At 65.1% G+C, this 23,252-nt stretch carries 27 protein-coding genes; 17 read left to right on the top strand and 10 right to left on the bottom strand.

Annotated features, from left to right (window positions below; translation table 11 throughout):
• The first annotated feature begins 26 nt into the window (after window positions 1-26).
• Both prfB and G5C33_RS00480 read left to right on the top strand, forming a co-directional pair.
• Window positions 27-1,154, top strand: coding sequence for a peptide chain release factor 2 (prfB, locus tag G5C33_RS00485; RefSeq protein WP_165325418.1), 1,128 nt, complete (start codon window positions 27-29; stop codon window positions 1,152-1,154).
• Window positions 1,151-1,888, top strand: coding sequence for a class I SAM-dependent methyltransferase (locus tag G5C33_RS00480; protein WP_206518605.1), 738 nt, complete (start codon window positions 1,151-1,153; stop codon window positions 1,886-1,888). Before prfB ends, G5C33_RS00480 begins: the two co-directional genes overlap by 4 nt.
• Here the strand turns inward: G5C33_RS00480 and G5C33_RS00475 are convergent.
• On the bottom strand, window positions 1,885-2,298 hold the full coding sequence (locus tag G5C33_RS00475) for a JAB domain-containing protein (RefSeq protein ID WP_165325417.1): 414 nt from the start codon (window positions 2,296-2,298) through the stop codon (window positions 1,885-1,887). The genes G5C33_RS00480 and G5C33_RS00475 overlap by 4 nt on opposite strands.
• Before the next feature lie 141 nt (window positions 2,299-2,439).
• Between G5C33_RS00475 and G5C33_RS00470 the strand changes: the two genes are divergently transcribed.
• The 9 genes from G5C33_RS00470 (at window position 2,440) to G5C33_RS00430 (ending at window position 12,294) form a co-directional block, all read left to right on the top strand.
• Window positions 2,440-3,234, top strand: coding sequence for a thymidylate synthase (locus tag G5C33_RS00470; protein WP_165325416.1), 795 nt, complete (start codon window positions 2,440-2,442; stop codon window positions 3,232-3,234).
• A gap of 148 nt (window positions 3,235-3,382) precedes the next feature.
• A complete protein-coding gene (locus G5C33_RS00465; protein ID WP_165328620.1) occupies window positions 3,383-3,865 on the top strand; it encodes a dihydrofolate reductase in 483 nt (160 codons plus the stop codon).
• 59 nt (window positions 3,866-3,924) lie between these two features.
• On the top strand, window positions 3,925-4,857 hold the full coding sequence (locus G5C33_RS00460; RefSeq protein WP_165325415.1) for a bifunctional riboflavin kinase/FAD synthetase: 933 nt from the start codon (window positions 3,925-3,927) through the stop codon (window positions 4,855-4,857).
• A 278-nt stretch (window positions 4,858-5,135) separates the two neighbouring features.
• Entirely contained in the window at window positions 5,136-8,081 is a 2,946-nt protein-coding gene (ileS, locus tag G5C33_RS00455; RefSeq protein ID WP_165325414.1) for an isoleucine--tRNA ligase, read from the top strand.
• The gene (gene lspA / locus G5C33_RS00450; RefSeq protein WP_165325413.1) at window positions 8,078-8,620 is read left to right on the top strand and encodes a signal peptidase II; all 543 of its coding nucleotides are present in this window, start codon (window positions 8,078-8,080) and stop codon (window positions 8,618-8,620) included. The genes ileS and lspA overlap by 4 nt, the downstream gene beginning before the upstream one ends.
• Window positions 8,621-8,636: 16 nt before the next feature.
• Window positions 8,637-9,047, top strand: a complete 411-nt coding sequence (locus tag G5C33_RS00445; protein WP_165325412.1) for a DUF3035 domain-containing protein — start codon at window positions 8,637-8,639, stop codon at window positions 9,045-9,047.
• 18 nt (window positions 9,048-9,065) lie between these two features.
• Window positions 9,066-9,980 carry an ABC transporter permease gene (locus G5C33_RS00440; RefSeq protein WP_165325411.1) on the top strand — a complete coding sequence of 305 codons (915 nt, stop codon included), beginning with the start codon at window positions 9,066-9,068 and terminating at the stop codon, window positions 9,978-9,980.
• Entirely contained in the window at window positions 9,977-10,759 is a 783-nt protein-coding gene (locus tag G5C33_RS00435; RefSeq protein WP_165325410.1) for an ABC transporter permease, read from the top strand. Before G5C33_RS00440 ends, G5C33_RS00435 begins: the two co-directional genes overlap by 4 nt.
• Window positions 10,756-12,294, top strand: a complete 1,539-nt coding sequence (locus tag G5C33_RS00430) for an ATP-binding cassette domain-containing protein (RefSeq protein ID WP_165325409.1) — start codon at window positions 10,756-10,758, stop codon at window positions 12,292-12,294. The genes G5C33_RS00435 and G5C33_RS00430 overlap by 4 nt, the downstream gene beginning before the upstream one ends.
• A gap of 55 nt (window positions 12,295-12,349) precedes the next feature.
• Here the strand turns inward: G5C33_RS00430 and G5C33_RS00425 are convergent, their stop codons facing one another.
• From G5C33_RS00425 to G5C33_RS00410, 4 genes are all read right to left on the bottom strand, one after another.
• Window positions 12,350-13,066, bottom strand: a complete 717-nt coding sequence (locus G5C33_RS00425) for a TorF family putative porin (protein WP_165325408.1) — start codon at window positions 13,064-13,066, stop codon at window positions 12,350-12,352.
• A 206-nt stretch (window positions 13,067-13,272) separates the two neighbouring features.
• Window positions 13,273-13,737: a RidA family protein gene (locus tag G5C33_RS00420; protein ID WP_165325407.1), complete on the bottom strand. Its 465-nt coding sequence runs from the start codon at window positions 13,735-13,737 to the stop codon at window positions 13,273-13,275.
• Window positions 13,738-13,769: 32 nt separating this feature from the next.
• The gene (locus tag G5C33_RS00415) at window positions 13,770-14,363 is read right to left on the bottom strand and encodes an HAD family hydrolase (RefSeq protein WP_206518676.1); all 594 of its coding nucleotides are present in this window, start codon (window positions 14,361-14,363) and stop codon (window positions 13,770-13,772) included.
• 53 nt (window positions 14,364-14,416) lie between these two features.
• Entirely contained in the window at window positions 14,417-14,677 is a 261-nt protein-coding gene (locus G5C33_RS00410; protein WP_407698056.1) for a DUF3572 family protein, read from the bottom strand.
• 48 nt (window positions 14,678-14,725) lie between these two features.
• On the opposite strand from G5C33_RS00410, the gene G5C33_RS00405 reads away from it, so the two are divergent.
• Complete coding sequence (locus tag G5C33_RS00405) at window positions 14,726-15,088, top strand: response regulator (protein ID WP_165325404.1); 363 nt, start codon at window positions 14,726-14,728, stop codon at window positions 15,086-15,088.
• Window positions 15,089-15,102: 14 nt separating this feature from the next.
• Here the strand turns inward: G5C33_RS00405 and G5C33_RS00400 are convergent, their stop codons facing one another.
• Entirely contained in the window at window positions 15,103-15,840 is a 738-nt protein-coding gene (locus G5C33_RS00400) for a CPBP family intramembrane glutamic endopeptidase (RefSeq protein ID WP_165325403.1), read from the bottom strand.
• Window positions 15,837-16,802, bottom strand: coding sequence for a class II fructose-bisphosphatase (glpX, locus tag G5C33_RS00395; RefSeq protein WP_165325402.1), 966 nt, complete (start codon window positions 16,800-16,802; stop codon window positions 15,837-15,839). Before glpX ends, G5C33_RS00400 begins: the two co-directional genes overlap by 4 nt.
• Before the next feature lie 312 nt (window positions 16,803-17,114).
• Between glpX and G5C33_RS00390 the strand changes: the two genes are divergently transcribed.
• On the top strand, window positions 17,115-17,339 hold the full coding sequence (locus tag G5C33_RS00390; protein WP_165325401.1) for a hypothetical protein: 225 nt from the start codon (window positions 17,115-17,117) through the stop codon (window positions 17,337-17,339).
• On the opposite strand, the gene G5C33_RS00385 is transcribed toward G5C33_RS00390, so the two are convergent.
• The 3 genes from G5C33_RS00385 to G5C33_RS00375 form a co-directional block, all read right to left on the bottom strand.
• A complete protein-coding gene (locus G5C33_RS00385; protein ID WP_165325400.1) occupies window positions 17,336-18,628 on the bottom strand; it encodes a homoserine dehydrogenase in 1,293 nt (430 codons plus the stop codon). The genes G5C33_RS00390 and G5C33_RS00385 overlap by 4 nt on opposite strands.
• Before the next feature lie 90 nt (window positions 18,629-18,718).
• On the bottom strand, window positions 18,719-19,666 hold the full coding sequence (locus tag G5C33_RS00380) for an isopenicillin N synthase family dioxygenase (RefSeq protein ID WP_165325399.1): 948 nt from the start codon (window positions 19,664-19,666) through the stop codon (window positions 18,719-18,721).
• 68 nt (window positions 19,667-19,734) lie between these two features.
• Window positions 19,735-20,250 carry a hypothetical protein gene (locus tag G5C33_RS00375; RefSeq protein WP_165325398.1) on the bottom strand — a complete coding sequence of 172 codons (516 nt, stop codon included), beginning with the start codon at window positions 20,248-20,250 and terminating at the stop codon, window positions 19,735-19,737.
• A gap of 127 nt (window positions 20,251-20,377) precedes the next feature.
• Here G5C33_RS00375 and G5C33_RS00370 point away from each other — a divergent pair, with 127 nt between their 5' ends.
• The 4 genes from G5C33_RS00370 (at window position 20,378) to G5C33_RS00355 (ending at window position 23,246) form a co-directional block, all read left to right on the top strand.
• Entirely contained in the window at window positions 20,378-21,619 is a 1,242-nt protein-coding gene (locus tag G5C33_RS00370) for a multidrug effflux MFS transporter (RefSeq protein WP_165325397.1), read from the top strand.
• An 86-nt stretch (window positions 21,620-21,705) separates the two neighbouring features.
• Window positions 21,706-22,071, top strand: coding sequence for a DNA primase (locus G5C33_RS00365; protein ID WP_228275140.1), 366 nt, complete (start codon window positions 21,706-21,708; stop codon window positions 22,069-22,071).
• A 124-nt stretch (window positions 22,072-22,195) separates the two neighbouring features.
• Window positions 22,196-22,819, top strand: a complete 624-nt coding sequence (locus G5C33_RS00360; protein ID WP_206518604.1) for a hypothetical protein — start codon at window positions 22,196-22,198, stop codon at window positions 22,817-22,819.
• Between the two features lie 31 nt (window positions 22,820-22,850).
• Window positions 22,851-23,246 (top strand): acyl-CoA thioesterase, encoded by a 396-nt coding sequence (locus G5C33_RS00355; RefSeq protein WP_165325395.1) that lies wholly within the window; start codon window positions 22,851-22,853, stop codon window positions 23,244-23,246.
• The last annotated feature ends 6 nt before the right edge of the window (window positions 23,247-23,252 follow it).

The raw sequence follows: 23,252 nt of genomic DNA, 5'->3' as shown, positions 1-23,252 counted from the left end.
TTTTTCTGTTGGTGGAGTGACGAGCAATGCGCGCCGAAGCGCAGGCCCATGTGGACAATATCAAAGAGGCTCTGGCGCTGCTGCGCCGTTTCCTCGACTGGGACCGCGCGGTGCGCCGGCTCGACGAGCTCAACGCGCGCGTCGAGGACCAGAGCCTGTGGGACAATCCCAAGGAAGCGCAGGACGTGATGCGCGAACGGCGGCGGCTCGATGAGTCGATCACCGCCACGCGCGAGATCGAGCGCGAATTGAAGGACACCGCCGAACTCATCGAAATGGCCGAGGCCGAAGGCGATGACGAGATGGCGAACGAAGGGACCGAGGCCCTCGCCGCGCTCGCCCAGCGCGCCGAGCGCGACAAGGTGCAGGCGCTGCTTTCGGGCGAGGCCGACGCCAACGACACCTATCTCGAAATCAATTCGGGCGCGGGTGGCACCGAATCGAACGACTGGGCCGAAATGCTCCAGCGCATGTATACCCGCTGGGCCGAACGCCACGGCTACAAGGTCGAGCTGGTCGATTATCACGCCGGCGAACAGGCGGGGATCAAGTCGGCGACGCTGCTGATCAAGGGCGAGAACGCCTATGGCTATGCCAAGACCGAAAGCGGCGTGCATCGCCTGGTCCGCATTTCGCCCTATGACAGCTCGGCGCGGCGCCACACCAGCTTTTCGAGCGTGTGGGTCTATCCGGTGATCGACGACGATATCGATATCGAGATCAACGACGCCGAACTGCGCATCGACACCTATCGCGCGTCGGGCGCGGGCGGGCAGCACATCAACACGACCGACTCGGCGGTGCGCATCACCCATTTGCCGACGGGCATCGTCGTCCAGTGCCAGAACCAGCGTTCGCAACACAAGAATCGCGCCGAAGCCTATAATCAGCTGCGTGCGCGGCTTTACGAACGCGAATTGCAGGAGCGCGAAGCCGCGGCAAACGCGGAAAACGCCACCAAGACCGATATCGGCTGGGGCCACCAGATCCGCTCCTATGTCCTTCAGCCCTATCAGATGGTGAAGGATCTGCGCACGGGCGTGACATCCACTGCGCCTTCCGATGTATTGGACGGCGACCTCGATCCCTTTATGGCTGCTGCTCTGTCGCAGCGCGTTACCGGCGAGGCGGTTGAGGTGGAGGACGTCGATTGAGAAACTGGGGTGGCATTGCCGCGGCGGCCCTGCTGGCGGCATGCTCCGGGGGCGATGACGGCGACGTACCGCGCGACGCCGACGGCTTTCCCGCATCCCCACGCGCGTCCGCACCGATCGTTTCCAGCCGCTGGTCGAGCGAGGAGGCACGCGATCGTCTCAACGAAGCCGGCGAAGTGATGAATCGGGTCGGCATCCAGAAGGGGATGACGATCGCCGATATCGGTGCCGGCGAAGGCTATTACACCATCCGCCTCGCGCAGCGTGTCGGTCCCGAAGGGCGCGTGCTGGCCGAGGATATCGTGCCCGCCGTGCGCGATGCGCTGGCGACGCGTGTGGCGCGCGAACGGCTGGACAATGTCAGTGTCCGGCTGGGCGATCCCGACGATCCCAAATTGCCGCCCGACAGTTTCGATCGCGTGCTGATGGTGCACATGTATCACGAGATCGAGAAGCCCTATCACTTCCTGTGGAACATGCGCCCCGCGATGCGGCCCGAAGGCGAAGTGGTGGTCGTCGATGCCGATCGGCCTGTCGCGCAGCACGGCACCCCGCCGGGCCTGCTCCAATGCGAGTTCGCCGCAGTCGGCTATCGCATGCTGCGGATTGAATCGATGCCGTCGGCGGGCGGCTATCTCGCGGTCTTCCGGGCGGAGGGACCCCGGCCGGAGCCGTCCGACATCATGCCCTGCACCGATCAAGGCGCTTCGCCCGCACCGACGCCTAGCCCCTAGAGCCAGCCGAGCGCGCGAAAGCTGGTCGTGCCCCGGCGCGCGAACACCAGATGATCGATCACCCGCACGCCGAGCGGACCCAGCGCGCGTGCGAGACCGCGCGTCGCCTCGCGATCGCCGCGGCTGGGGGTGGGGTCGCCGCTCGGATGGTTGTGCGCCATGACCAGCCCGCACGCGCCGAACGCCAGCGCATCCCCTGCCACCGCGCGCACGGGAATGGCGCAGCTGTCCACTGCCTCGCCCGGCGCATGACGCAGCCCCAGCAGCGTGCCGGCGGCATCGACATAAGCGAAAACCGCCAGTTCGCGCGGCGCATCGGAAAGTCCGGCAAACAGCCGGTACGCTGCGGCCGGTCCGTCGAGCATTCGCGCGGTTCCGCTTTCCGCCGGTTCGAGGAGAAGTGACGTCATGCCGCCAGAATGCACGCGCTTGCGCGCCAACCGAAGCGCAGGCGCCTCCGAAGCGAAGGGGTTTATCTCCGCATCGGATCGAATGCGCTGTCCCGACGCGGCGGGCTTGGCGCGGCGGGCGCGGCACTCTAAGCCGGAGCCATGCAGCAATATCTCGACCTCATGGCCCGCGCACTTGCCGATGGCGCCGAGCAGATGGACCGCACCGGCACGGGCACCCGCAGCGTGTTCGGCCATCAGATGCGCTTCGATCTGTCGCGCGGCTTTCCGCTGCTGACGACCAAGAAGCTGCATATCCGATCGATTCTGGTCGAATTGCTGTGGTTCCTGCGCGGTGACACCAATGTCCGCTGGCTGCAGGAGCGCAAGGTGAGCATCTGGGACGAATGGGCCGACGAAACCGGCGATCTCGGCCCGGTCTACGGCAAGCAGTGGCGCGACTGGGAATCGGCCGACGGCAAGCATATCGATCAGATCGCCGAGCTGATCGACACGCTGAAGACGAACCCCGCCTCGCGCCGCATGGTGGTTTCGGCATGGAATCCGGGCGAGCTGCATGCGATGGCGCTGGCGCCGTGCCATTGCCTGTTCCAGTGCCATGTCGCGAACGGAAGGCTCTCGCTCCAGCTCTATCAGCGCTCGGCCGACATTTTTCTCGGCGTACCGTTCAACATCGCCAGCTATGCGCTGCTCACGCACATGCTTGCCCAGCAATGCGATCTGGAGGTCGGCGACTTCGTGTGGACCGGCGGCGATTGCCACCTCTATTCGAACCATCTGGAGCAGGCGCGCGAGCAATTGTCGCGTACGCCGGGGCCGCTGCCGCGCCTCGAAATCCTGCGCCGTCCGCCATCGATCGACGCCTATGAATATGAGGATTTCGTGATCCACGATTATGCCGCCCAGCCGCACATCAAGGCGCCGGTGGCGGTGTGATCGAGCCTATAAAAATTCCTCCCCTGGAAGGGGAGGGGGACCGCGAAGCGGTGGAGGGGTATTGCCCTCCTGCGGCAGCGCTTGCGGCTCTTACCCCTCCACCATGCTTTGCATGGTCCCCCTCCCCCTCCGGGGGAGGAATTCGATGATCGTCACCTTTCACCTCGCCCGCGCCGATAACGGCGTCATCGGCCGCGACGGCGATTTGCCCTGGCGTCTGCCCGCCGATCTAAAGCGGTTCAAGGCGCAAACGATGGGTAAGCCGATGGTGATGGGGCGCAAGACGTTCGAGAGCTTTCCCGCGCCGCTGCCCGGTCGCCGCCATATCGTGCTGACGCGCGATACAGGCTGGTCGGCGGAAGGCGCCGAAGTCGCGCATTCGCCAGAGGAGGCGCTTGCGCTGGCGGGCGATGCGCCCGAAATCGCAGTGATCGGCGGCGCCGAAGTCTTCGCGCTGTTCCTCGACCGCGCCGATCGCATCGAACTCACCGAAGTCCATGCCGAGCCGGAGGGCGATGCAAGCGTGCCGCCATTCGATCCGGCGCACTGGTACGAGACTGCGCGCGATTACCATGATCCAGCCGATGGCCGTCCCGGATACAGCTTCGTGACGCTTGAACGCCGGATATGACCACGCCCTCAGATTCGCGGCATTTGAAAGCGAGCCCGCTCTCGCTATAGGCGCGAGACATGGAGCGGCTGGACGGCAGCTCGGCGGTCCCGCCCCATTTGCGCGGCGGTATCGTCGCGCTCGGTAATTTCGACGGATTTCACCTCGGCCATCAGGCCGTGGCGGGTCGCGCTATCGACTGGGCGCGGCGCGAGGGGCGCCCGGCGATCGTCGCGACCTTCGATCCGCACCCGGTCCGCTATTTCGTGCCCGAGGCCGAGCCGTTCCGGCTGACTACGCTCGATCAGCGCCAGCGGCTGTTCGGCGCGGCGGGGGCCGACGCGATGCTCGTCTTCAAATTCGATGCCGAACTGGCGAGCCTCCATGCCGACGAATATGCACGCCAGCGGCTGGTCGAGGCGATCGGCGCTGCGGGCGTGGTGACGGGCGGCGATTTTACCTTCGGCAAGGGCCGCGAAGGCAATGTCCCGGTGCTGCGCGAGCTGGGCGCGGCGATGGGGTTCGGCGTCGAAACCGTCTCGCCGGTCGCGGGCGCCGGGGAAACCGTCTCGTCCAGCCGGATTCGCGAATTGCTCAAGGCGGGCAAGCCGCGCGCGGCGGCGGCGCTGCTGACGCGGCCCTTCGCGATTGAGGGCGTGGTGGAGCCCGGCGCCAAACTCGGGCGGCAGCTCGGCTGGCCGACTGCGAATCTGGCGCTCGGCCCGTATCTGCGGCCCGCCTACGGCGTCTATGCGGTGCGCGGGCGCCTGCCCGACGGGCGGCTGGTCGACGGCGTCGCCAATCTCGGCATTCGCCCGATGATCGATCCGCCGGTGGAATTGCTCGAACCCTATTTCTTCGATTTTTCAGGCGATCTCTACGGGCAGACGATCGAAGTGCAGCTAATCGACTATCTGCGCCCCGAAGCGAAGTTCGACGATATGGATGCGCTGAAAGCCCAGATCGCCCGCGATTGCGAGGATGCCAGGGCGGCGCTGGCGAAGCCCGAATAACCTTCGCCCGTTTGCGTTGAGCCTGTCGAATCGCCGTCCTTCTTCTCGCGGGCCGCTGGAGGAGGGCAGGACGGGGCTTCGCAAGTTCCTCCCCCGGAGGGGGAGGGGGACCATGCGCAGCATGGTGGAGGGGTAAGAGCCCAAAGCACACCGCAGGACGCTACTACCCCTCCACCGCTTCGCGGTCCCCCTCCCCCTCCGGGGGAGGAATAGACAGCGCGAAACACGCAACTGACGCTTTGCATGCGCGCGCGCATCCTCTAATCGGCGCGATACCCATGACCGACGCAACCGACACCAAGCGCGACTGGCGCGACACCGTCTTCCTGCCGAAGACCGATTTCCCCATGAAGGCGGGCCTTGCCAGCAAGGAGCCCGGCATTCTCGAACGCTGGGAACGGATCGGCATTTACGATCGGCTGCGTGAACAGCGCGCCGGGCGCGAACGCTTCCTGCTCCACGACGGCCCGCCCTATGCGAATGGCGACATTCACATGGGCCATGCGCTCAACAAGATCCTGAAGGACATCGTCGTCCGCTCGCAGTCACTGCTGGGCAAGGACGCGCCCTATGTCCCCGGCTGGGATTGCCACGGCCTGCCGATCGAATGGAAGGTCGAGGAGCAGTATCGCAAGAAGAAGCTCAACAAGGACGAAGTCGATCCGGTCGCCTTCCGCGCCGAATGCCGTGCGTACGCGGAAAAATGGGTGGCGGTGCAGCGCGAACAGTTTGAGCGGCTGGGCGTGATGGGCGATTGGGAAGACCCGTATCTCACCATGCGCTTTGAAAGCGAAGCGATCATCGCGGGCGAGCTTCTGAAGTTCGCCGAAAGCGGCCAGCTCTATCGCGGCGCCAAGCCGGTGATGTGGTCCCCGGTCGAAAAGACCGCGCTCGCCGAAGCCGAAGTCGAATATGAGAACATCCCCTCGACTCAGATCGACGTGGCGTTCGAGATTGTCGAAGCGCCGAACGCGCCCGAACTGGTCGGCGCGCATGCGGTAATCTGGACTACGACCCCGTGGACGATCCCGGTGAATCAGGCTTTGGCTTATGGACCAGAGGTTGAATACTGGCTGACTGAGGTGGAAGGCAAGCAAGTCCTGGTGGCTGCCGAGCACGCGCTTTACACTGAGTTCTTGCGGCGTGTGGGCAAGTTTCCCTCCCATGATGAAGAGGCCGAGATTGTGGCCACGGCAGTGAGGCCATCTCAGCGTCCCGATTGGCTAAACACGAAGCTCAGCGAGATCACTGATTTAAAGAAGTACAAGGGCTCCGACCTAGCCGGCGCCAAGGCGCGTCACCCGATGCACAAGCTCGGCGGCTTCTACGCGACGCCGCGCCCGCTGCTGCCGGGCGATTTCGTCACCACCGATGCCGGCACCGGCCTGGTCCATATGGCGCCCGATCATGGCGAGGACGATTTCCTGCTGTGTAAGCAGTATGCGGATGAACTTGGTACGTCTGAACTGCCGCTGCGTCCCGTATTCGCGGTTGAAGGTGATGGGCGGTATCGCGAAAACTGGCCGTGGCCAGTCGATAAGTCGCTGTCAGTCATCAACAAGAAGCTGCTGGCCCCCGATGGTCCGATTTGCACGGATCTGAAGGAAGTCGGGGCGCTGCTTTCGGCGCGTAACGATGAAAGCACGCGGCACAGCTATCCACACAGCTGGCGCTCAAAGGCGCCGCTCATCTATCGCTGCACCCCGCAATGGTTCATTCCGATGGACAAGGGCGCCGATCCGGTCGCGGTCGATGTGCCCAGCCCGTTCGGCGGCGAGCTTCCCATGTCGACGCATAACGGCCCGACGCTGCGCGAACTCGCGCTCGACGGGATCGAGCGGACTCGCTGGGTGCCCGAACGCTCGAAGAACCGTATCCGCTCGATGGTCGACGGCCGCCCCGACTGGGTGATCAGCCGCCAGCGCGCCTGGGGCGTGCCGATCCCGCTCTATGTCCGCAAGAAGACCGGCGAATATCTGCGCGACAAATGGGTCAATGCCGCGATCCTCGACGCATTTCGCGAAGGCGGCGCCGACGCATGGTTTGCCGCCGATCATCAGAAGATCCTCGGCGACAAATACGACATCGACGAATTCGAAGTCGTCACCGACATTCTCGACGTGTGGTTCGATTCGGGCAGCACCCACGCCTTCGTGCTCGAAGCGCGCTATGGCGAGGGCGTGCGTGCCGACCTCTATCTCGAAGGGTCGGACCAGCATCGCGGCTGGTTCCAGTCGTCGCTGCTGGAAAGCTGCGGCACGCGCGGCGAGCCGCCGTACAAGGCGGTGCTGACGCATGGCTTCGCGCTCGACGACAAGGGGCGCAAGATGTCCAAGTCGCTCGGCAATGTCGTCGATCCGCTCAAGATCATTCAGGAATCGGGCGCCGACATCCTGCGCATGTGGGTCGCGCAGACCGATTATTTCGAGGATGTGCGCATCGGCAAGCAGGTGCTGGCAGGCACGTCGGACGCCTATCGCAAGCTGCGGAACAGTTTTCGGTACATGCTCGGCGGGCTCGACGGCTTTACCGACGCTGAAAAGGTGGATGTGAAGGATATGCCCGAGCTGGAGCGCTATGTGCTCCACTTGCTCGGCGATCTCGACACGACGCTGCGCGAGGCGGCGGAGAAGTACGAATTCGACGTCTATATCCGCGCGCTCACCGATTTCGCGAATGAGGACCTGTCGGCCTTCTTCTTCGATATCCGCAAGGATTGCCTCTATTGCGACGCGAAGGACGACGCCAAGCGGCGCGCCTATCGCACCGTGCTCGACACGCTGTTCCATGCGCTGGTCCGCTATGCCGCGCCGGTCCTCGCCTTTACGGCGGAGGAAGTGTGGCAGGCGCGCTTCCCGAGCGAGGACGGATCGGTCCATTTCCTCGAATGGCCGCAGCTGCCCGATTTGTCGCACGACAGGCTTGATGCCGACTGGGCGGCGGTGCGCAGCCTTCGCGAGCGCGTGACCGAGGCGATCGAGCCCTATCGCCGCGAAAAGACGATCCGTTCGAGCAACGAAGCCGCCGTGACCGTGCCCGAATTGCCGATGGACGAAGTGACGCTCGCCGAGCTGTTCATCGTCGCGTCAGTCGCGAAACGCGATGGCGATGTCACCGTCACTCGGACGGACTATGACAAATGCGGCCGGTGCTGGCGGCACCTGCCCGAAGTTGCCGAAGAGGGCGCTTTGTGCGACCGCTGCAGCGAGGTGGTGAATCCATGAATGTTTCGCGCGGAATCGGGCTGGCGACGGCGGTGCTGATCTTCGTTGTCGATCAGATCAGCAAGCTGGTAGTGATCGGCCTGCTGGGCGTTGATATCGCGCTGGTTCAGGAGCGCCTGGCCCGGAATATGGACATTGGCGATCTGGGCTATCTGCAGAGGCTGCTGCCCTTTTTCGATCTGCGGTTCGTGCCCAATGTCGGCGTTTCGCTGGGGCTGCTTGAGGCGAATAACGATGCGATGCGCTGGGCGCTGGTGATGCTTACCGGGGCGATCGCGATCGGCGTCGCTATCTGGATGTGGCGCGAAAAGAAGATCTGGGACATCGTCGCGCTCGGCATGGTGCTGGGCGGTGCGCTGGGCAATATCCTCGATCGCTCGCGTCTCGGTTTCGTCGTCGATTTCGCCGATCTGCACTTCGGGACATGGCGGCCGTTTTTGGTCTTCAATGTCGCCGATGCAGCCATTACGATCGGAGTCGTGATTTTGCTGTTCCGCGCATTGTTCGTGCGCGACAAGGATGTGGTCGAGCGGCCGTAGATGGAGAATGAAGTCAATGCGTAAGATGCTGCCGATCGCCGCCGTGCTCGCCAGTGCCGTGCTGGTCTCGGGCTGCGGCAGTTCCGGGCTGAACCGCGATCGCCCCGACGAATTCGCCGTTTCGCGCCAGGCGCCGCTGGTGATTCCGCCCGATTATTCGCTTGTGCCGCCCCGCCCGGGCGCCGCGCGCGCCGGCGCGACCGCTTCCGATCAGGCGCTCGAGGCGCTGTTCGGCGGCCCGGCGCAGCGTAGCGCCGCCGAATCGGCGACGCTCGATCAGGCCGATCGCGGCGTTGCCCAGCAGGGCATCCGTTCGGCCGCAGGCAGCACCGACACCAATGTCGTCGACAAGAGCAACACGACGCGCGACATCGTCGCCGCGCCGGAGGGCGACGGTCGCGACGCTTCGGCCTCCACGCCGCAGTAACGACAGGGGGCCGGGCGCTTGCGGGCAATCCTGCTGCGCCGACTTGCCACGGCGATCCCGACCCTGTTCGCGGTCGTCCTTGCTTCCTTTTTCCTGATGCGCGCGGCGCCCGGCAGTCCCTTCGACGCCGAGCGCCCGCTGAGCGACGCCACGCGCGCCGCGCTCGATCGCGCCTATGGGCTCGACAGGCCGCTGCTCGAACAGCTTGGCCGCTATCTGGCCAATCTGGCGCAGGGCGATTTCGGGCCGTCGCTGGTCTATAAGGACTTCACGGTTTCCGCGCTGATCGCGCAGGGCCTGCCGGTGTCGCTTATGCTCGGCGGGCTGGCGCTGATCGTCGCGCTGGTGCTGGGGGTGGGCGGCGGAATCGCCGGGGCGCTGCGTCCGGGCAGTCTGGCCGACCGCGCGATCGACCTCGCCGCATCGCTTTCGGTGGCGCTGCCGAGCTTCGTTACCGGGCCCGTGCTGGCGCTGATTTTCGCGCTCTGGCTCAACTGGTTGCCCGTGGCGGGGCTGGGCGGTCCGGCGTCACTGGTCCTGCCGGTCATCGCATTGGCAATGCCCGTCGCGGGCGCAGTCGCCAAGCTGACGCGGACCGGCCTATCGGCGACGCTGGCGCAGGATCATGTGCGCACCGCGCGCGCGCGTGGCCTGCCGCCCTTCGTGGTGCTGTGGCATCATGCGCTGCCGCCCGCACTGATTCCGGTGGTCAGCTATCTCGCGCCCGCCGCCGCAGGCCTGCTGACCGGCGCAGTGGTGATCGAAACGGTGTTCGGACTGCCGGGACTTGGCCGCTATTTCGTGCAGGGCGCGCTCAACCGCGATTATCCGCTCGTGATGGGGGTGGTGATTCTCTATGCCGGGCTGATCCTGCTCTTCAATCTGATCGCGGATCTGCTCTACGGCCTGCTCGATCCGCGAGCGCGCGAATGAGGGGCGCGATCACGACGGTTGCGGTCATCGCGCTTGCCGCGCTGCTGCTGCCGCCGCTGCTCGCCTGGGGCTATGCCGATATCGATTGGGACGCGGTTCGCGCCGCGCCGTTCAGCGCGGGACATCCGCTGGGCACGGACAGCATCGGGCGCGATCTGCTGGCGCGCACGCTGGCAGGCACCCGCGTGACGCTTGCGGTGGCGACTGCCGCGGCGCTGGTCGCGCTGCTGATCGGAACGGCATGGGGCGCGGTGGCCGGATGGTTCGGCGGGCGCGTCGACGAAGTGATGATGCGCATCGTAGACGCCCTCTATGCGCTCCCATTCATGTTCGTCGTCATCGTGCTGATGGTGGTATTCGGCCGCTCGATCCTGCTCGTCTTTCTCGGCATCGGGGCCGTCGAATGGCTGACGATGGCGCGCGTCGTGCGCGGGCAGGTGATGACGCTGAAGAATCGCCCCTTCATCGTGGCGAGCGAAGCCGCCGGGGCATCGGTGCAGGCGCGGATGACGGAGCATATCCTGCCCAATGTCGCTCCGGTGGCGATTGCCTATCTGATGCTCACGGTGCCGCAGGTGGTGATGGTGGAGAGTTTCCTCTCCTTTCTCGGCCTGGGCGTTCAGGAGCCGCTGACGTCGCTCGGCATCCTGGTCCATGACGGCGCCGACGACATGGACATCGCGCCGCTTACGCTGCTCGTTCCCGGCGCTGTGCTGGTGACGCTGGTGGTGGCGCTCAATCGTGTCGGCGAAGGGCTTCGCGGGCGGATGGCGCGATGAGCGTCTATATCGTCGAGCGGTTGTTGCTGACGATCGGCAAGACGCCGATCCTGCACGATGTGGCATTCGACGTGCGGCGCGGGCGCTGCACGGCGCTGGTCGGCGCGTCGGGATCGGGCAAGAGCATGAGTTGTTTCGCGCCTTTCGGCCTCGCCCCGGGCCGGCCGACGGGATCGGCGCGGCTGGACGGCACCGAACTGATCGGATGCGGCGAGCGGGCGCTCCGACGTCATCGTGCCCGCGTCGGGTTCGCCTTTCAGCAGCCGCTGACGGCGCTGGCACCGCATCTGACGATCGGGCGCCAGCTTGCCGAGTCGGCGCGCGCGGGCGGCGCGGGCGCGCCCGACCGGCGCGCGCTGGCGGCAATGCTCGATCGGGTGGGCATCGCCGATCCGCAGGCAAGGCTCGACAGTTGGCCGCATCGGCTTTCGGGCGGGGAGCGGCAACGGGTAATGATCGCCGCGGCTGTGGCGCATGATCCGCTGCTGCTGGTTGCCGACGAGCCGACCAGCGCGCTCGATGCCTCGCTTCGGCATCATATTCTCGACCTGATCGATCGCCTGCGCGGCGACGGAATGGCAGTGCTGCTGGTCAGTCACGATCTGCCGCTGGTGGCGGCACATGCCGACAGCGTGACGGTGCTCGATGCCGGTCGGGCCGTCGAGGCGGGCCCGGCAGCCAGGCTTCTGAACGAGCCGCGCGAGGCGGTCACGCGGGCGCTGGTCGAAGCCAGCCCGTCGCTTGCCGCGCCGCCGCCTGATCTTCCTGCGCCTGGCGAACCGCTGATCGAAGCGCGCAAAGTCTGCGTTTCGGTGCCGGGGCCGGGCTGGCGCGGGCGCCCGTTGCCGCTGGTGCAGGATGCGGATTTTGCGATTGCCCGGGGCGAGGCACTGGCGCTTGCGGGACGTTCCGGCTCGGGCAAATCGACGCTCGCGCGTGCCGTGGGGCGGCTTGGCCCGATGACCGACGGCGAGATTTTCTGGCGCGGAGTGGCGATGCCGACGCGCGGGCGGATGACGGCGGCGTATCGCCGGGCGGTGCAGCCGGTCTTCCAGGACCCGGTCGCAAGCCTCGATCCGCGCTGGACGGCAGCGGAAAGCATTGCCGAGCCGCTACGCTTTCTTTGCCCGGAACTTTCGGAAGCGGAGCGGCGCGAAAGAGTGCGGGGGCTGCTCGATGAAGTCGAACTGGGCGGCGGTTTTGCGGACCGCCGCCCAGCCGAATTATCCGGCGGCCAGACGCAGCGCATCGCGATAGCGCGCGCACTGGCCGCCGGGCCCGAGCTGATCCTGCTCGATGAAGCAACCTCGGCGCTGGACGTGCTCGTCGCGGGCCGAATCCTATCGCTGCTGCAGCGGCTGCAGCGCGACCGCCAACTCGCAATCCTGATGATTACGCACGACCTCGCAGTCGCGCGTTCCCTTTGTCATCGGCTTGCGGTGATGGAGTCTGGAAGGATTGTCGAACAGGGGCCGTATGACCGGATGCTCAAATCCCCCATGCATCCGGCTACCCGACAGTTGCTCGGGCAGTGAAACGCCCCGCGCGATACCCCCATATCGGCGCGAGGCGTTTCGAAGTCCGCGCTGCTTAGAAAGCCGCGCCGAGCGTGAAGATCACGGCGCCGTCGGCACCGATCGCATCCTTGTACCCGCCGGTGGTGGGTTCATCGGTGTTGACGTAGGAGATGCCGAAGGTCAGTGCGTCGTAGCTGACCGAAGCGCCGAACGAATAGTCGATCACTTCGCCGTCGAAGCCGCCGAGAAAGCTGTCGCTCTTGGCATAACCGATGTGCGCCGACAGCGTGATCGGCGTGGTCGGCACACCGATGCCGAGGTCACCCGAGAGATAGACGCCGCTGTCATCGCCGAGCGAATCCTGGCCACCCGGGGCCCAGGCGACGCCGACACCCAGCGAAGCCGGGCCGATGTCGGTCGACAGGCCGAGATAGGGTTCGAGGATCGTCGAGTCGCTGACGCCCGGATACATATAGGCAGTCGCGCCGATATCGACGCCGATCGCGCCGAAGCTGGTCGAATAGCCGCCATAGACGTCGATTTCGGTGCCGTTGCCGAAGCCGATGCCCGAACCCCAGGTGCCGATGTAGAAGCCTTCGGCGTCAACCTGGAACCATCCCTGGATGGTGGCTTCTTCATTGGTCTGCGAGAAGCCGCGGAAGCGATAGTCACTGACGACGTCGGCGCCGCCCGAAATGCTGATCGGCGACGGCGGCGCCGTGTCCTGAGCGAAAGCCGGCGTGGCGCCAAGAAGCATGGCCGCCGAGACGAGAATGTGGGAAGTGCGCATCGTAACCCTTTCATTTGCGGTGCAACATTCCACCTGCGTCGCCGTTTTGGCGTCTGCTACCTAAAAGGTGCGCGCCTTTGCTTGGCTGACGACAGAAGATTGCCGAAAGGGGTGTCTCCGCACAACTTACTTCGCTGAAATGTGTGCGATTGCTGCATAACTGTTGCGCTGCAGCAACAGAAATGTGGCAGCGATCCGACTAAAACCTAAGTTATTGCCACGATTGCGTCGATTTCTACGGCAGCGCCCAGTGGCAGTACCGTCACCCCGACTGCACTACGGGCATGACGTCCAGAATCGCCAAATAGCGATTCCATCAGTTCGGACGCGCCATTCGCGACTTTCGGTTGCTCGATGAAACCGGGCGCACTATTCACGAAAACGCCAAGTTTTACGATGCGCGACACGCGCGAAAGATCACCCTGCAGTGCCCGTTTGACTTGAGCGACGACCATCAGCGCACACGCCTGCGCCGCGCGCTGACCAAAGGCCAGGTCGCGATCCTCGCCCAGCCGGCCGGTCATCACCGCGCCGTCCAGGAAAGGCAATTGTCCCGAAATGTGGAGCAGTCCGCCGCTTTCGACGACGGGAAGATAGGCGGCGACGGGCGCGGCGGCTTCGGGGAGGGAAAGGCCGAGTTCGGCCAGCGTTGCTTCGATTGCGGCTGTCATGCCGCATGATTGCCCCCGGCTTCGGCCGGCGGTCAAGCGTTGCTGTGCGGTTCTGCGGGGCGCGCGTTGTCAAAGCGCGCGGCGATCCAGTCCTTCGCCTCGTGCCAGTCGTCGATTCGGGCATGTGCGGCCGGGGCTGGGGGGACGTGCCGCGCCAGTGCCGGTTCGGCGACCATGTGGAGCCGATGGACGTGCGGCGCATGGTCCGCCACCGACTGGTGGTGGACGGCAAGATCGTCGACGAAGACCGTTACCGGATCGCCATGTTCGGCCACCAGCCGCGCTACCGGATCGCCCTTGCCTCCCTGATTGCATTCGACACGATGGACGATGCCGTGGGTGGCGAGCTGTGCGATGCGATGTTCGCGGCAATGGTCCTGCAGGTTCGTGAGCACCACGATTTCGGCGATGTGGGAAAGCGCTTCCAGTGCATCGCGGACATGCGGAACCAGTGTCTGCCGGTGCATCTGGTCGGGGAAGAAGCCGCCGAGCATTTCGGGCATTTCCGCGCCGGTGACGAAGCTGCCGTCGGATCGCCGCCGCATCGCGCGCGAAAAATCGCCGCCTTCCATCAGGAAGTCGATGCCATGTTCCTCGTCCAGCCAATCGCCGAAATGGCGGACCATGTGGAGCAGCACTTCGTCGCAGTCGGTGATCAGCAGCGGTTTCGGCTCGGTATTCACATGGCCTCCAGCAGGGCGTGGGCGCGGACCAGTTCTTCGGGCGCGACATTCATGGCTTCGGCGCAGGCGATCAGATCGGGTTCATGCGCTTCGAGAAAGGCGAGCAGCGCGGCGAGTACCGCCGGCTCCCCGGCACCGGACCGCAGCGAATCAGGCGTGAGGCCGGTCACGCCGAACAACCGGTCGCAGCGCGGACCATCGGCGACGATCCAGCGCAGGGCGCCAAGCGCCAGGATGAAGGCGTCTTCATTTGTCACTGCCGCGCCCATCGCCTAGACAAGGTAGAAACTTCATGGGTGAGCCGCGTGGCAAAAAGGGTGCTCGTTGTCGAGGACAACGAACTCAATCTGAAGCTGTTCTGCGATCTGCTGCGCGCGCATGATTATGTCGCGGAGCCAGTGAGCGACGGGCGCGAAGCTATCGCGCGCGCGCGCGATTTCGCACCCGACCTGGTCGTCATGGATATCCAGATGCCGCATGTGAACGGTGTCGACCTGATCCGCGAAATGAAGGGCGACGCCGCGCTCAAGGCGCTGCCGGTGATGGCGGTCACCGCCTATGCCGGGCATGAGGACGAGGAGCGGATCCGTGCGGCGGGGGCCAATGCCTATGTCACCAAGCCGATTTCGCTCGCCCGCTTCATCGAGGAAGTGCGTGCGCTCGCCTGATTCACTCCGCAGGGTCAGGTCTTGCTGCCGCGCTGTTGAATCAGCCGCGCGAGCGAGGGGCGCAGCACCAGCGCGTTGAGATCGAGCGCGATGTGGATGCCGATCACCAGCCACAGACTGCCGCTTGCCAGGTAAGCGAGTGCCAGCAATATGCCGATCACGGCGGTGACCGCGATGCCGACGGCGCCCTGATAGGCGTGTGACAGCGCGAAGAGCAGGATGGCGACGGCAAATGCGGGAACGGCGCTCAGCCCCACCGCGATCAGCAGCAGCGGCAGATAGAGACGAAAGAAGATTTCCTCGCCGACACCGGCATTGATCGAGAGGAGCATGGTACGCCAGCTTTCGCCGCCGTTGCGCGGAAGCAGCGAATCGACTCCGCGCGGAATGCCCGGCTGCGGCATCTGACGCGCTGCGATAACCCCGCCGATCACGCCACCGGCCAGAATCGCCCCGATAACCGCGGCGGCGACGATCCAGGTGATGCCGCCTTCCATCGCCGGCAGCACACCGGAAGCCGGCGAGAATTCCTCCGGCAAGGTCCACAGACTGCCCAGTTGCCCGAGCAGCGCCAATCCGCCCACGCCCATGCCGACGAACAGCAGGAAATATTTGAATACCCACCAGAGGTACATCTGCTGGCGCTTGTGCGTATATTCCATCGCCTGAAAGCGACGGAACTCATCGAGATCGGCGTTGACCGACCAGGCCAGTGCAATCAGCGCGACGACGAGAAGCGCGACGGCGATCAAAGCCGATGTTCGCCCTTCACCCAGCGCACCGTACCCGAACTGGCGCGCATCACCACGCTTTCGGTGGTCATCCGTCCGCTCATGCGCTTGACGCCGTGAAGCAGCGAACCATCGGTCACGCCGGTCGCCGCGAAGATGCAGTCGCCCTTGGCGAGATCCTCAAGCGCGTAGATGCGATCGAGATCGTCAATGCCCCATTTGCGCGCACGGGCGCGCTCGTCTTCGTTGCGGAACAGCAGCTTGCCCTGGAACTGGCCGCCGACGCAGCGCAGCGCGGCACAGGCAAGCACGCCTTCAGGCGCGCCGCCCGAGCCCATATAGATGTCAATCGTCGTTTCCGGGTTGGTCGTCGCGATCACGCCGGCAACGTCGCCATCGGGGATCAGCATCACGCCGCAACCGCATTTGCGCAGCTCGGCGATCAGCTTTTCGTGGCGCGGGCGATCGAGCACGCAGGCGATGATCTCGTTGGGTTTGCAGCCCTTTGCCCTGGCGAGCGATTCGACATTTTCGGTCGGCGACTTGGCCAGATCGATCGTGCCCTCGGGATAGCCCGGGCCGATCGCGATCTTTTCCATGTAAACGTCGGGTGCGTTGAGCAGGCAGCCTTCCTCGGCCGCCGCCAACACCGCCAGCGCGTTGGGACCTGCCTTGGCGGTGATCGTGGTGCCTTCGAGCGGATCGAGCGCGATGTCGATCTTGGGGCCCTTGCCCGGCGCGCCGCCGACCTTCTCGCCGATATAGAGCATCGGCGCCTCGTCGCGTTCGCCTTCGCCGATCACCACGGTGCCGTCGATATAGAGCGTGTCGAATGCCTGGCGCATCGCCTCGACGGCGGCGTGATCCGCTGCCTTCTCGTCGCCGCGGCCGACCAGCGAGGATGCGGCGATCGCCGCCGCTTCGGTCACCCGGACCATTTCCAGAACGAGAACGCGGTCGAGAACATTGCTGGCCGTCTGCATCGAGTCTTGCCCCCCGGTGGATGCTGATATTCCGGGCGATAGGGGAGCAGGCGCCAAGGGGCAACTCCAAGCCACCGGCGTGCCGAAATTTCGCCACGACAATGTTGTCCGATGAACGAAACGACATGAGGGGCGCCATGATCGCGATGCTGTTGTTGCCCGGAGCGGTCGTGCTTCAGGACGCCGAGTCGGAGACCTTGTGGCAAGGCGCCCCGGTGGCGCAGGCATCGGCGGCGGAGCGGACGATGGCCGTTTTACCGCGAACGTTCCCGGTTTTCGGTGTCTTGCGGCGCGCCTTGCGACGACGGCGAGATGGTGGTCTGCGTCCGTCGTGACGCCGATCAGTGGTGCGTCCCGCTCGTTTCGTCCTGGTCGGTGGAGGATTCGGCCCCGGCCCGCGAAGCGCGGCTGACGCGCGATTACTCGCTGTCCCCCTGCGGGTATCGCGCCACACTCCACAAATGCGGTAGTGCGGGCGTCACGGTGAAGGTGAGCGCCGGCGAAGCGGAGCTGGTTCGCCGGCCGCTCGTACCCTAATTTTCCAATATGTGCATCCACATCGGCTCGCCCACCAGGCTCGGCGAGCCGCGCAGCTTTTCAAGCGCGGCGGCGACGCAGCGTTCGGGGCCTTCATGGGTGACGATCGCGACGAGCACGCTGCCGTCGGGCATCGCGCCGCGCTGCATCAGGCTCTCGATCGAAACGCCCGCGTCGCGCATGGCGGCGGCGATTTCGGCAAGTACACCGACCTTGTCCGCCACGGTGAAGCGCAGATAGTCGCGTCCGCGCCGCTCGCCGGTATCGGCGGGTGCCATCGCGGCAAGCGAATCGACCGGCATCGCATAGGGCGGGCCGAATTCGCCGCGCGCGATGTCGATCAGGTCGGCGACGACCGCGCTCGCGGTCGGTCCGTCGCCCGCGCCCGCGCCTTGGAAGAAGAGGCGGCCGACGAAATTGCCCTCGGCGACGACGGCGTTGGTCGAGCTCAGCACATGCGCCATCGGATGGTCCATCGGCACCAGATAGGGGTGGACGCGCTGCATCAGCCCGCCGCCCGAGGCATCGGCAATGCCGAGCAGGCGGATGCGATAGCCCAGCGATGCGGCTTCGGCGATGTCGGCGGCGATCACGTGACGCACACCGGTTATCACCACATCGTCGAAGGAGGGCTTCGCCCCGAAGGCGAGGCTGGCGAGGATCGACAGCTTGTGCGCTGCGTCGATGCCGTCAATGTCGAAGCTGGGATCGGCCTCGGCATAGCCCAGCGCCTGCGCCTCGCTGAGGATATCGTCGAAGTCGCGGCCTTCGGCTTCCATTTTGGAAAGGATGAAATTGCAGGTGCCGTTGAGGATGCCATAGACGCTGTCGATGGCATTGGCAGCCGCGCCTTCGCGCAGCCCCTTGATGACGGGTATGCCGCCCGCGACCGCGGCTTCATATTTGAGCGCGACGCCGGCGCTTTCGGCCGCACGTGCGAGTTCGAGGCCGTGATGCGCGACCATCGCCTTGTTGGCGGTGACGAAATTCTTCCCCGCGCCCAGCGCGGCGCGGGCCAGCGCCAGCGCAGGCCCGTCCGATCCGCCGACCAGTTCGACGATCACATCGGCCTTGGGGTGCCGCGCGAGCTCGGCGGGGTCGTCGACCCAGTCGAAGCCCGAAATGTCGATGCCGCGATCCTTGCTGCGATCGCGCGCGGAAACCGCGACGACTTCGATCGGGCGCCCGGCGCGGCGCGCGATCAGCTCGCCATTGGTTTCGAGCAGCCGGACGACGCCCGCGCCCACGGTTCCCAGTCCGGCAAGTGCAACGCGCAGCGGTTCGGTCATCGGCAAGCCTTCCTCAATCTGACGGCGAGCCGGTTAGGCGGGCAGGCTGCGCATTGCAAATCTTGCGTGTGCGGACGCGCCAGGGACCGACTATTTCGTCAGCCCGATCTCGCGCAGACGCTCCATCAGATAGTCGTGCGAGGAAATCGGCGGGTCGCGCAGCGGATTTTCCTCGGTCACACACTGGGGAAGCGCCGTCAGCATGAAATCGGGCGCGGGATGCAGGAAGAAGGGCATCGAATAGCGCGAATGGCCGCGCCGTTCGGGCGCCGGATTGACGACGCGGTGGCTGGTCGAGGGCAGGACATGGTTGGTCAGCCGCTGCAGCATGTCACCGACATTGACCACCATCGCGCCTTCGGGCGGCTTGACCGGCAGCCACTGGCCGTCCCTGTCGAGCAGTTCGAGCCCTGCTTCCTCGGCGCCGAGCAGCAGCGTAATGAGGTTGATGTCCTCATGCGCCCCCGCGCGCACTTCGGGGGCATCGGCCGAGACGGGCGGATAATGGAGCAGCCGCATGATGCTGTTGCCGTCCTTCACCGCCGGATCGAACCAGTCGGGCGCGAGATCGAGATAGCGCGCGATCGCCGAAAGCAGCCGGTCGCCGGTACGATCGAAAGCCGCGAACATCTCGAGGAAGGTTTCGCGGAACCCTTCGGGCCGGTCAGGCCAGATATTGGGCGGCATCACGTCGGAATAGCGGTGCCCCTCGGGAATCTCCCGGCCGATATGCCAGAATTCCTTGAGGTCGACATGTTCGGCGCCCTTGGCGATTTCGGTCTTGTACGGCGTATAGCCGCGCGCGCCGCCCTGGCCTTCGATGAAATAGCTGCGCTTTTCGGCTTCGGGGAGATCGAAAAACGCCTTGGTGAGCGCCCAGGCGCGGTCGATCAGGTCGTCGGGCACGCCATGATCGCGGATCATCGCGAATCCGAAGCGTTTGAACGAATCGCCGAATGCCTGCGCGAATCCATCGGGATCGGTATCGGCCTGCGACAGACTGACCAGCGGGACTTCGGCGAGCGGGGTATCGAGCATGAATGCGACTCCAACGGGGAGGCTTGTCAAAAGCCTAGGATACCCCGCGCCGCTACCGCCTCACAAGGTCAGTCGCCTATTGTGAATTTCCCCTGGGTTTTTTCGTCGCCATCGGCGGTCAGCGTCAGCGTGAAGTGATCATCATCGCTGGTCGTTCCGGTAAAGCCCTGCTCTGTCTGCGCGACCGTCATATCCTCTTCGGCAAAGCGTTCGCGGAACCATTCGACCACCGCTTCGCGCCCTGCCGGACTGACGAATTCGAAATCGACCGAACCGCTGTCACGATTGCCGCGATCATCGGCGCGGATGCCGAAATGCGTGATCGTGGTGCCGGGATAGAGTTTGACGCCGTCAATATCGAGATCGTCGGATTTCAGCTGGAACCCGGGGATGTCGATCGTTCCCTCGAAGCCGGGGATTCGGATCCCCACCTTGCCGCCGTCGCCCGTGATCGTGGTGTTGCCTTCGTCCGACTGGGCGTGGATCGAGAATGTCGTGGCGTTGCCCTCGGTCGATTCGTCGTCGCCCATTCCGCATGCGGCGAGCGGCAGCAGAAGGACCAGCGGAAGCGCGGGGCGGATCATCGGGCAACTCCATAAGCGTGTTATCAGTACAATACACTACGGCCATTCGCGGCGAACGTCAACAAAAGAGCGGGCGGCACCGAGTTAGGGGGTGACGTGGTGCCGGCTATCGGCCATTGGCAGCGGCATGGATCAGCCTGCCACGCCTGTCACCGCCGCCCCCCGGGATGGCGCGCCGCTTCGCTTTGGCGAGTTCGTTGCGATCGTCGCGATGATGATGGGCCTGTCCGCGCTGGGCATCGATGCGATGCTGCCCGCGCTGCCTGCGATCGGAGATAGTCTCAACATTCCCGGCGATAACGAGCGCCAGTTCATCATCACCGCCTTCCTGATCGGCTATGGTCTCGCCCATCTGATCTACGGCCCCTTGTCCGACAGGTTCGGGCGCAAGCCGGTGCTGGCGATCGGCCTGCTCGCCTATGTGCTGGGGAGTATTGCCTGCGCGGTATCGGGCAGCTTCACTGCGATATTGCTGGCCCGCGCGGCGAGCGGCGCTTCGGTTGCCGCGGCGCGGGTGGTGATCGTGGCGGTGGTGCGCGACTGTTATTCGGGCCGGGCAATGGCGAAGGTGATGAGCCTCGCCTTCATGCTGTTCATGGCGACGCCGATCCTCGCTCCGGCGTTCGGACAGGCGGTGCTGGCGCTCACCGGAAACTGGCGCTTCATCTTCTACGGCATCGGGTTGCTGACGCTGCTCGCGCTGGTCTGGTTCCTGCTGCGCATGCCCGAAACCCATCATGCCGAAGCGCGATCGAGCCTCGATCTGCGCGGTCTGATCGCGCGGTATCGCCGCGTCACGCGCGATCGCTATCTGATCGGCTATACCATTGCGAGCACGGCAATGGCCGCGGGCCTGTTCGGGTTCATCGCGTCGATCCAGCAGATCGTGTTCGACATATTCGAGCGTCCCGACCTGCTGATCGTCGTGTTCGGCGCGGTCGCGGGCACGATGTCGGTCAGCAGCTTCGTCAATTCGCGGATCGTGATGCATTTCGGCACGCGGCGCATTTCGCATACCGCGCTGCTCGCGATGACCGGCATTGCCGCGGGCCATCTGGTGCTCGCTGCGTTCGGGCAGGAGACGCTGTGGAGCTTCACGCTGCTCCAGGCGGTGCTGATGGCGTGCTTCGGCCTTGCCAATGCAAATTTCTCGGCGATGGCGATGGAGAATATGGGGCCGATCGCGGGCACTGCCTCAAGTTTCCAGGGCTTCGTTATGACTCTGGGCGGTGCGATCGGCGGGGCGGTTACCGGGCAGTTCTTCGACGGGACCACTGTGCCGTTGTTTATTGGATTCGTCCTTTTCGGGCTGGTCGCGCTCGCCGCGATCCTGATCACCGAAAAGGGGCGGCTGTTCCGGCACAATTGACCGGCATTTCGTCGCATCGCGGGGAACGCGACTCGGGACTGCCCCGTTCGAATCCCACCGGCGCAATCGGGCGGCGGAAGCAATATGTGAGGTTTGCCATGGGCGGTCATCAGGTGTCGGGGCGCGGCCCCGGCGACGACGGCTATGACGAAGACGGCTATGACGAAAGCCAGCGTGCCGAATATCTCGAAACCACGCGCGGCGGCCCCAATGACGGCGCCACCCAGACCGATCTCGATCCCGATTACGGCGAAGAGATCGACAATGAGGAGGAAGACGCCTCGGGCGAGATGTTCGACGCCGAACTCGCGCAGGAAAATCCTGCGTCTCGGCTCGATGTCGAGGATCGCGAAGAGGACGAGATCCAGGCCGACTACGACAACAAGGACGTCTCTGGGTCCGAATTGCGTGCCGCGCTTGATCCGAGCGATGAAAGCGCGCTCGAACCCTGACGTCGTGCAGCGTTACGCGATCTTGAGCCTCGGCTTTGTCGGCAATCCCGCAATGGCCTATTGAGCCGGAACGCATGAACGCCAGGCCGCGTTCGTGCCCGAAGTTACCTTGCCGGGGGAAAAGATGCGCGGTCCGATTGCCTTGCCGATCCTGTTTCTCGTCGCAGCCTGTTCGCAGCAACCGGCAAGCGAGGAAAACGCCGTCCCGGCCAACGGCATGGATTCCGTTGCAGCGGTTGCGGCGGCGGGCGTCACGGGTAATGCCGGTGGCGAGGTACCGGGCGTTCCAGCGCAAACCGGATCCGACGCCTACGCGGCCGGTGCGGAAGCGGCCGTGGACGTCCTGGTGCGCTATTTTGCCGCAATCGGACAAGGCGATTACAGCGCCGCGTGGCAACTATGGGACGATCGCGGCGCCAGATCGGGCATGAGCGTCGAGGAATTCGGCGCCGGCTTCGCCAAATACCGCAGCTATTCGGCCGAAATCGGCACGCCGGGTCGGATCGATGCCGGAGCGGGCAATCGCTACGTCACCATCCCGGTGGTCGTGACCGGCACGCTGAAGGACGCAGACCGCCCCTTCCGCCTGCAGGGCCCGGTAACGCTCCACCGCAATGCCGAAATTCCCGGAACGACCGAGGAGGATCGCAGCTGGCGTATCTGGTCGAGCGACCTCGACGCGCATCCGGCGCGCGAGGAAACGGAAGCGGTTGCCGAGATTCTCGGCAATGAAAGCGTTGCCGAGTAGCACCGGACTTCGCGCACGCTATGCTGGCGGCATGACACGCTTTACCAGACAGATCACGGCCGGCCCCGAGGACATCGACGAATTGGGGCACGTCAACAACGCCGTCTGGGTCGCCTGGATTCAGGATGTCGCGGTGGCGCACTGGAACGCGGTCGCGCCGCCCGAGCATCGTGAGGCCTATATCTGGGTCGTGACGCGGCACGAGATCGATTATCGCGGCAATGTTCGGGCGGGCGAGACCGTGACTGCCGAAACCTGGGTGCAGGAGCCGCCGCGCGGCGCGCGATTCGATCGCCACATGCGCTTCACCGGCGAGGATGGCCGCGTTCGCGTCGAGGCCAAGACCACCTGGGCGCTGATCGACCGGCAAAGCGGAAGACTGATGCGGGTACGCGACGATATCGCCGCGCCCTTCCTCGAGGCCTGACGCCGT

The sequence above is a fragment of the Sphingosinithalassobacter tenebrarum genome, from assembly GCF_011057975.1.
Taxonomy (GTDB): domain Bacteria; phylum Pseudomonadota; class Alphaproteobacteria; order Sphingomonadales; family Sphingomonadaceae; genus Sphingomonas; species Sphingomonas tenebrarum.
This window is presented reverse-complemented; position numbering and strand designations above follow the sequence as displayed.

Excerpts from the sequence above, each read along its gene's own strand:
- prfB (WP_165325418.1), top strand. The coding sequence starts at position 27 with ATGCGCGCCGAAGCGCAGGCCCATGTGGACAATATCAAAGAGGCTCTG.
- G5C33_RS00475 (WP_165325417.1), bottom strand. The coding sequence starts at position 2,298 with ATGACGTCACTTCTCCTCGAACCGGCGGAAAGCGGAACCGCGCGAATG.
- G5C33_RS00470 (WP_165325416.1), top strand. The coding sequence starts at position 2,440 with ATGCAGCAATATCTCGACCTCATGGCCCGCGCACTTGCCGATGGCGCC.
- G5C33_RS00460 (WP_165325415.1), top strand. The coding sequence starts at position 3,925 with ATGGAGCGGCTGGACGGCAGCTCGGCGGTCCCGCCCCATTTGCGCGGC.
- ileS (WP_165325414.1), top strand. The coding sequence starts at position 5,136 with ATGACCGACGCAACCGACACCAAGCGCGACTGGCGCGACACCGTCTTC.
- lspA (WP_165325413.1), top strand. The coding sequence starts at position 8,078 with ATGAATGTTTCGCGCGGAATCGGGCTGGCGACGGCGGTGCTGATCTTC.
- G5C33_RS00445 (WP_165325412.1), top strand. The coding sequence starts at position 8,637 with ATGCGTAAGATGCTGCCGATCGCCGCCGTGCTCGCCAGTGCCGTGCTG.
- G5C33_RS00435 (WP_165325410.1), top strand. The coding sequence starts at position 9,977 with ATGAGGGGCGCGATCACGACGGTTGCGGTCATCGCGCTTGCCGCGCTG.
- G5C33_RS00430 (WP_165325409.1), top strand. The coding sequence starts at position 10,756 with ATGAGCGTCTATATCGTCGAGCGGTTGTTGCTGACGATCGGCAAGACG.
- G5C33_RS00425 (WP_165325408.1), bottom strand. The coding sequence starts at position 13,066 with ATGCGCACTTCCCACATTCTCGTCTCGGCGGCCATGCTTCTTGGCGCC.
- G5C33_RS00420 (WP_165325407.1), bottom strand. The coding sequence starts at position 13,737 with ATGACAGCCGCAATCGAAGCAACGCTGGCCGAACTCGGCCTTTCCCTC.
- G5C33_RS00415 (WP_206518676.1), bottom strand. The coding sequence starts at position 14,363 with ATGGTCCGCCATTTCGGCGATTGGCTGGACGAGGAACATGGCATCGAC.
- glpX (WP_165325402.1), bottom strand. The coding sequence starts at position 16,802 with ATGCAGACGGCCAGCAATGTTCTCGACCGCGTTCTCGTTCTGGAAATG.
- G5C33_RS00390 (WP_165325401.1), top strand. The coding sequence starts at position 17,115 with ATGGTGGTCTGCGTCCGTCGTGACGCCGATCAGTGGTGCGTCCCGCTC.
- G5C33_RS00385 (WP_165325400.1), bottom strand. The coding sequence starts at position 18,628 with ATGACCGAACCGCTGCGCGTTGCACTTGCCGGACTGGGAACCGTGGGC.
- G5C33_RS00380 (WP_165325399.1), bottom strand. The coding sequence starts at position 19,666 with ATGCTCGATACCCCGCTCGCCGAAGTCCCGCTGGTCAGTCTGTCGCAG.
- G5C33_RS00375 (WP_165325398.1), bottom strand. The coding sequence starts at position 20,250 with ATGATCCGCCCCGCGCTTCCGCTGGTCCTTCTGCTGCCGCTCGCCGCA.
- G5C33_RS00370 (WP_165325397.1), top strand. The coding sequence starts at position 20,378 with ATGGATCAGCCTGCCACGCCTGTCACCGCCGCCCCCCGGGATGGCGCG.
- G5C33_RS00360 (WP_206518604.1), top strand. The coding sequence starts at position 22,196 with ATGCGCGGTCCGATTGCCTTGCCGATCCTGTTTCTCGTCGCAGCCTGT.
- G5C33_RS00355 (WP_165325395.1), top strand. The coding sequence starts at position 22,851 with ATGACACGCTTTACCAGACAGATCACGGCCGGCCCCGAGGACATCGAC.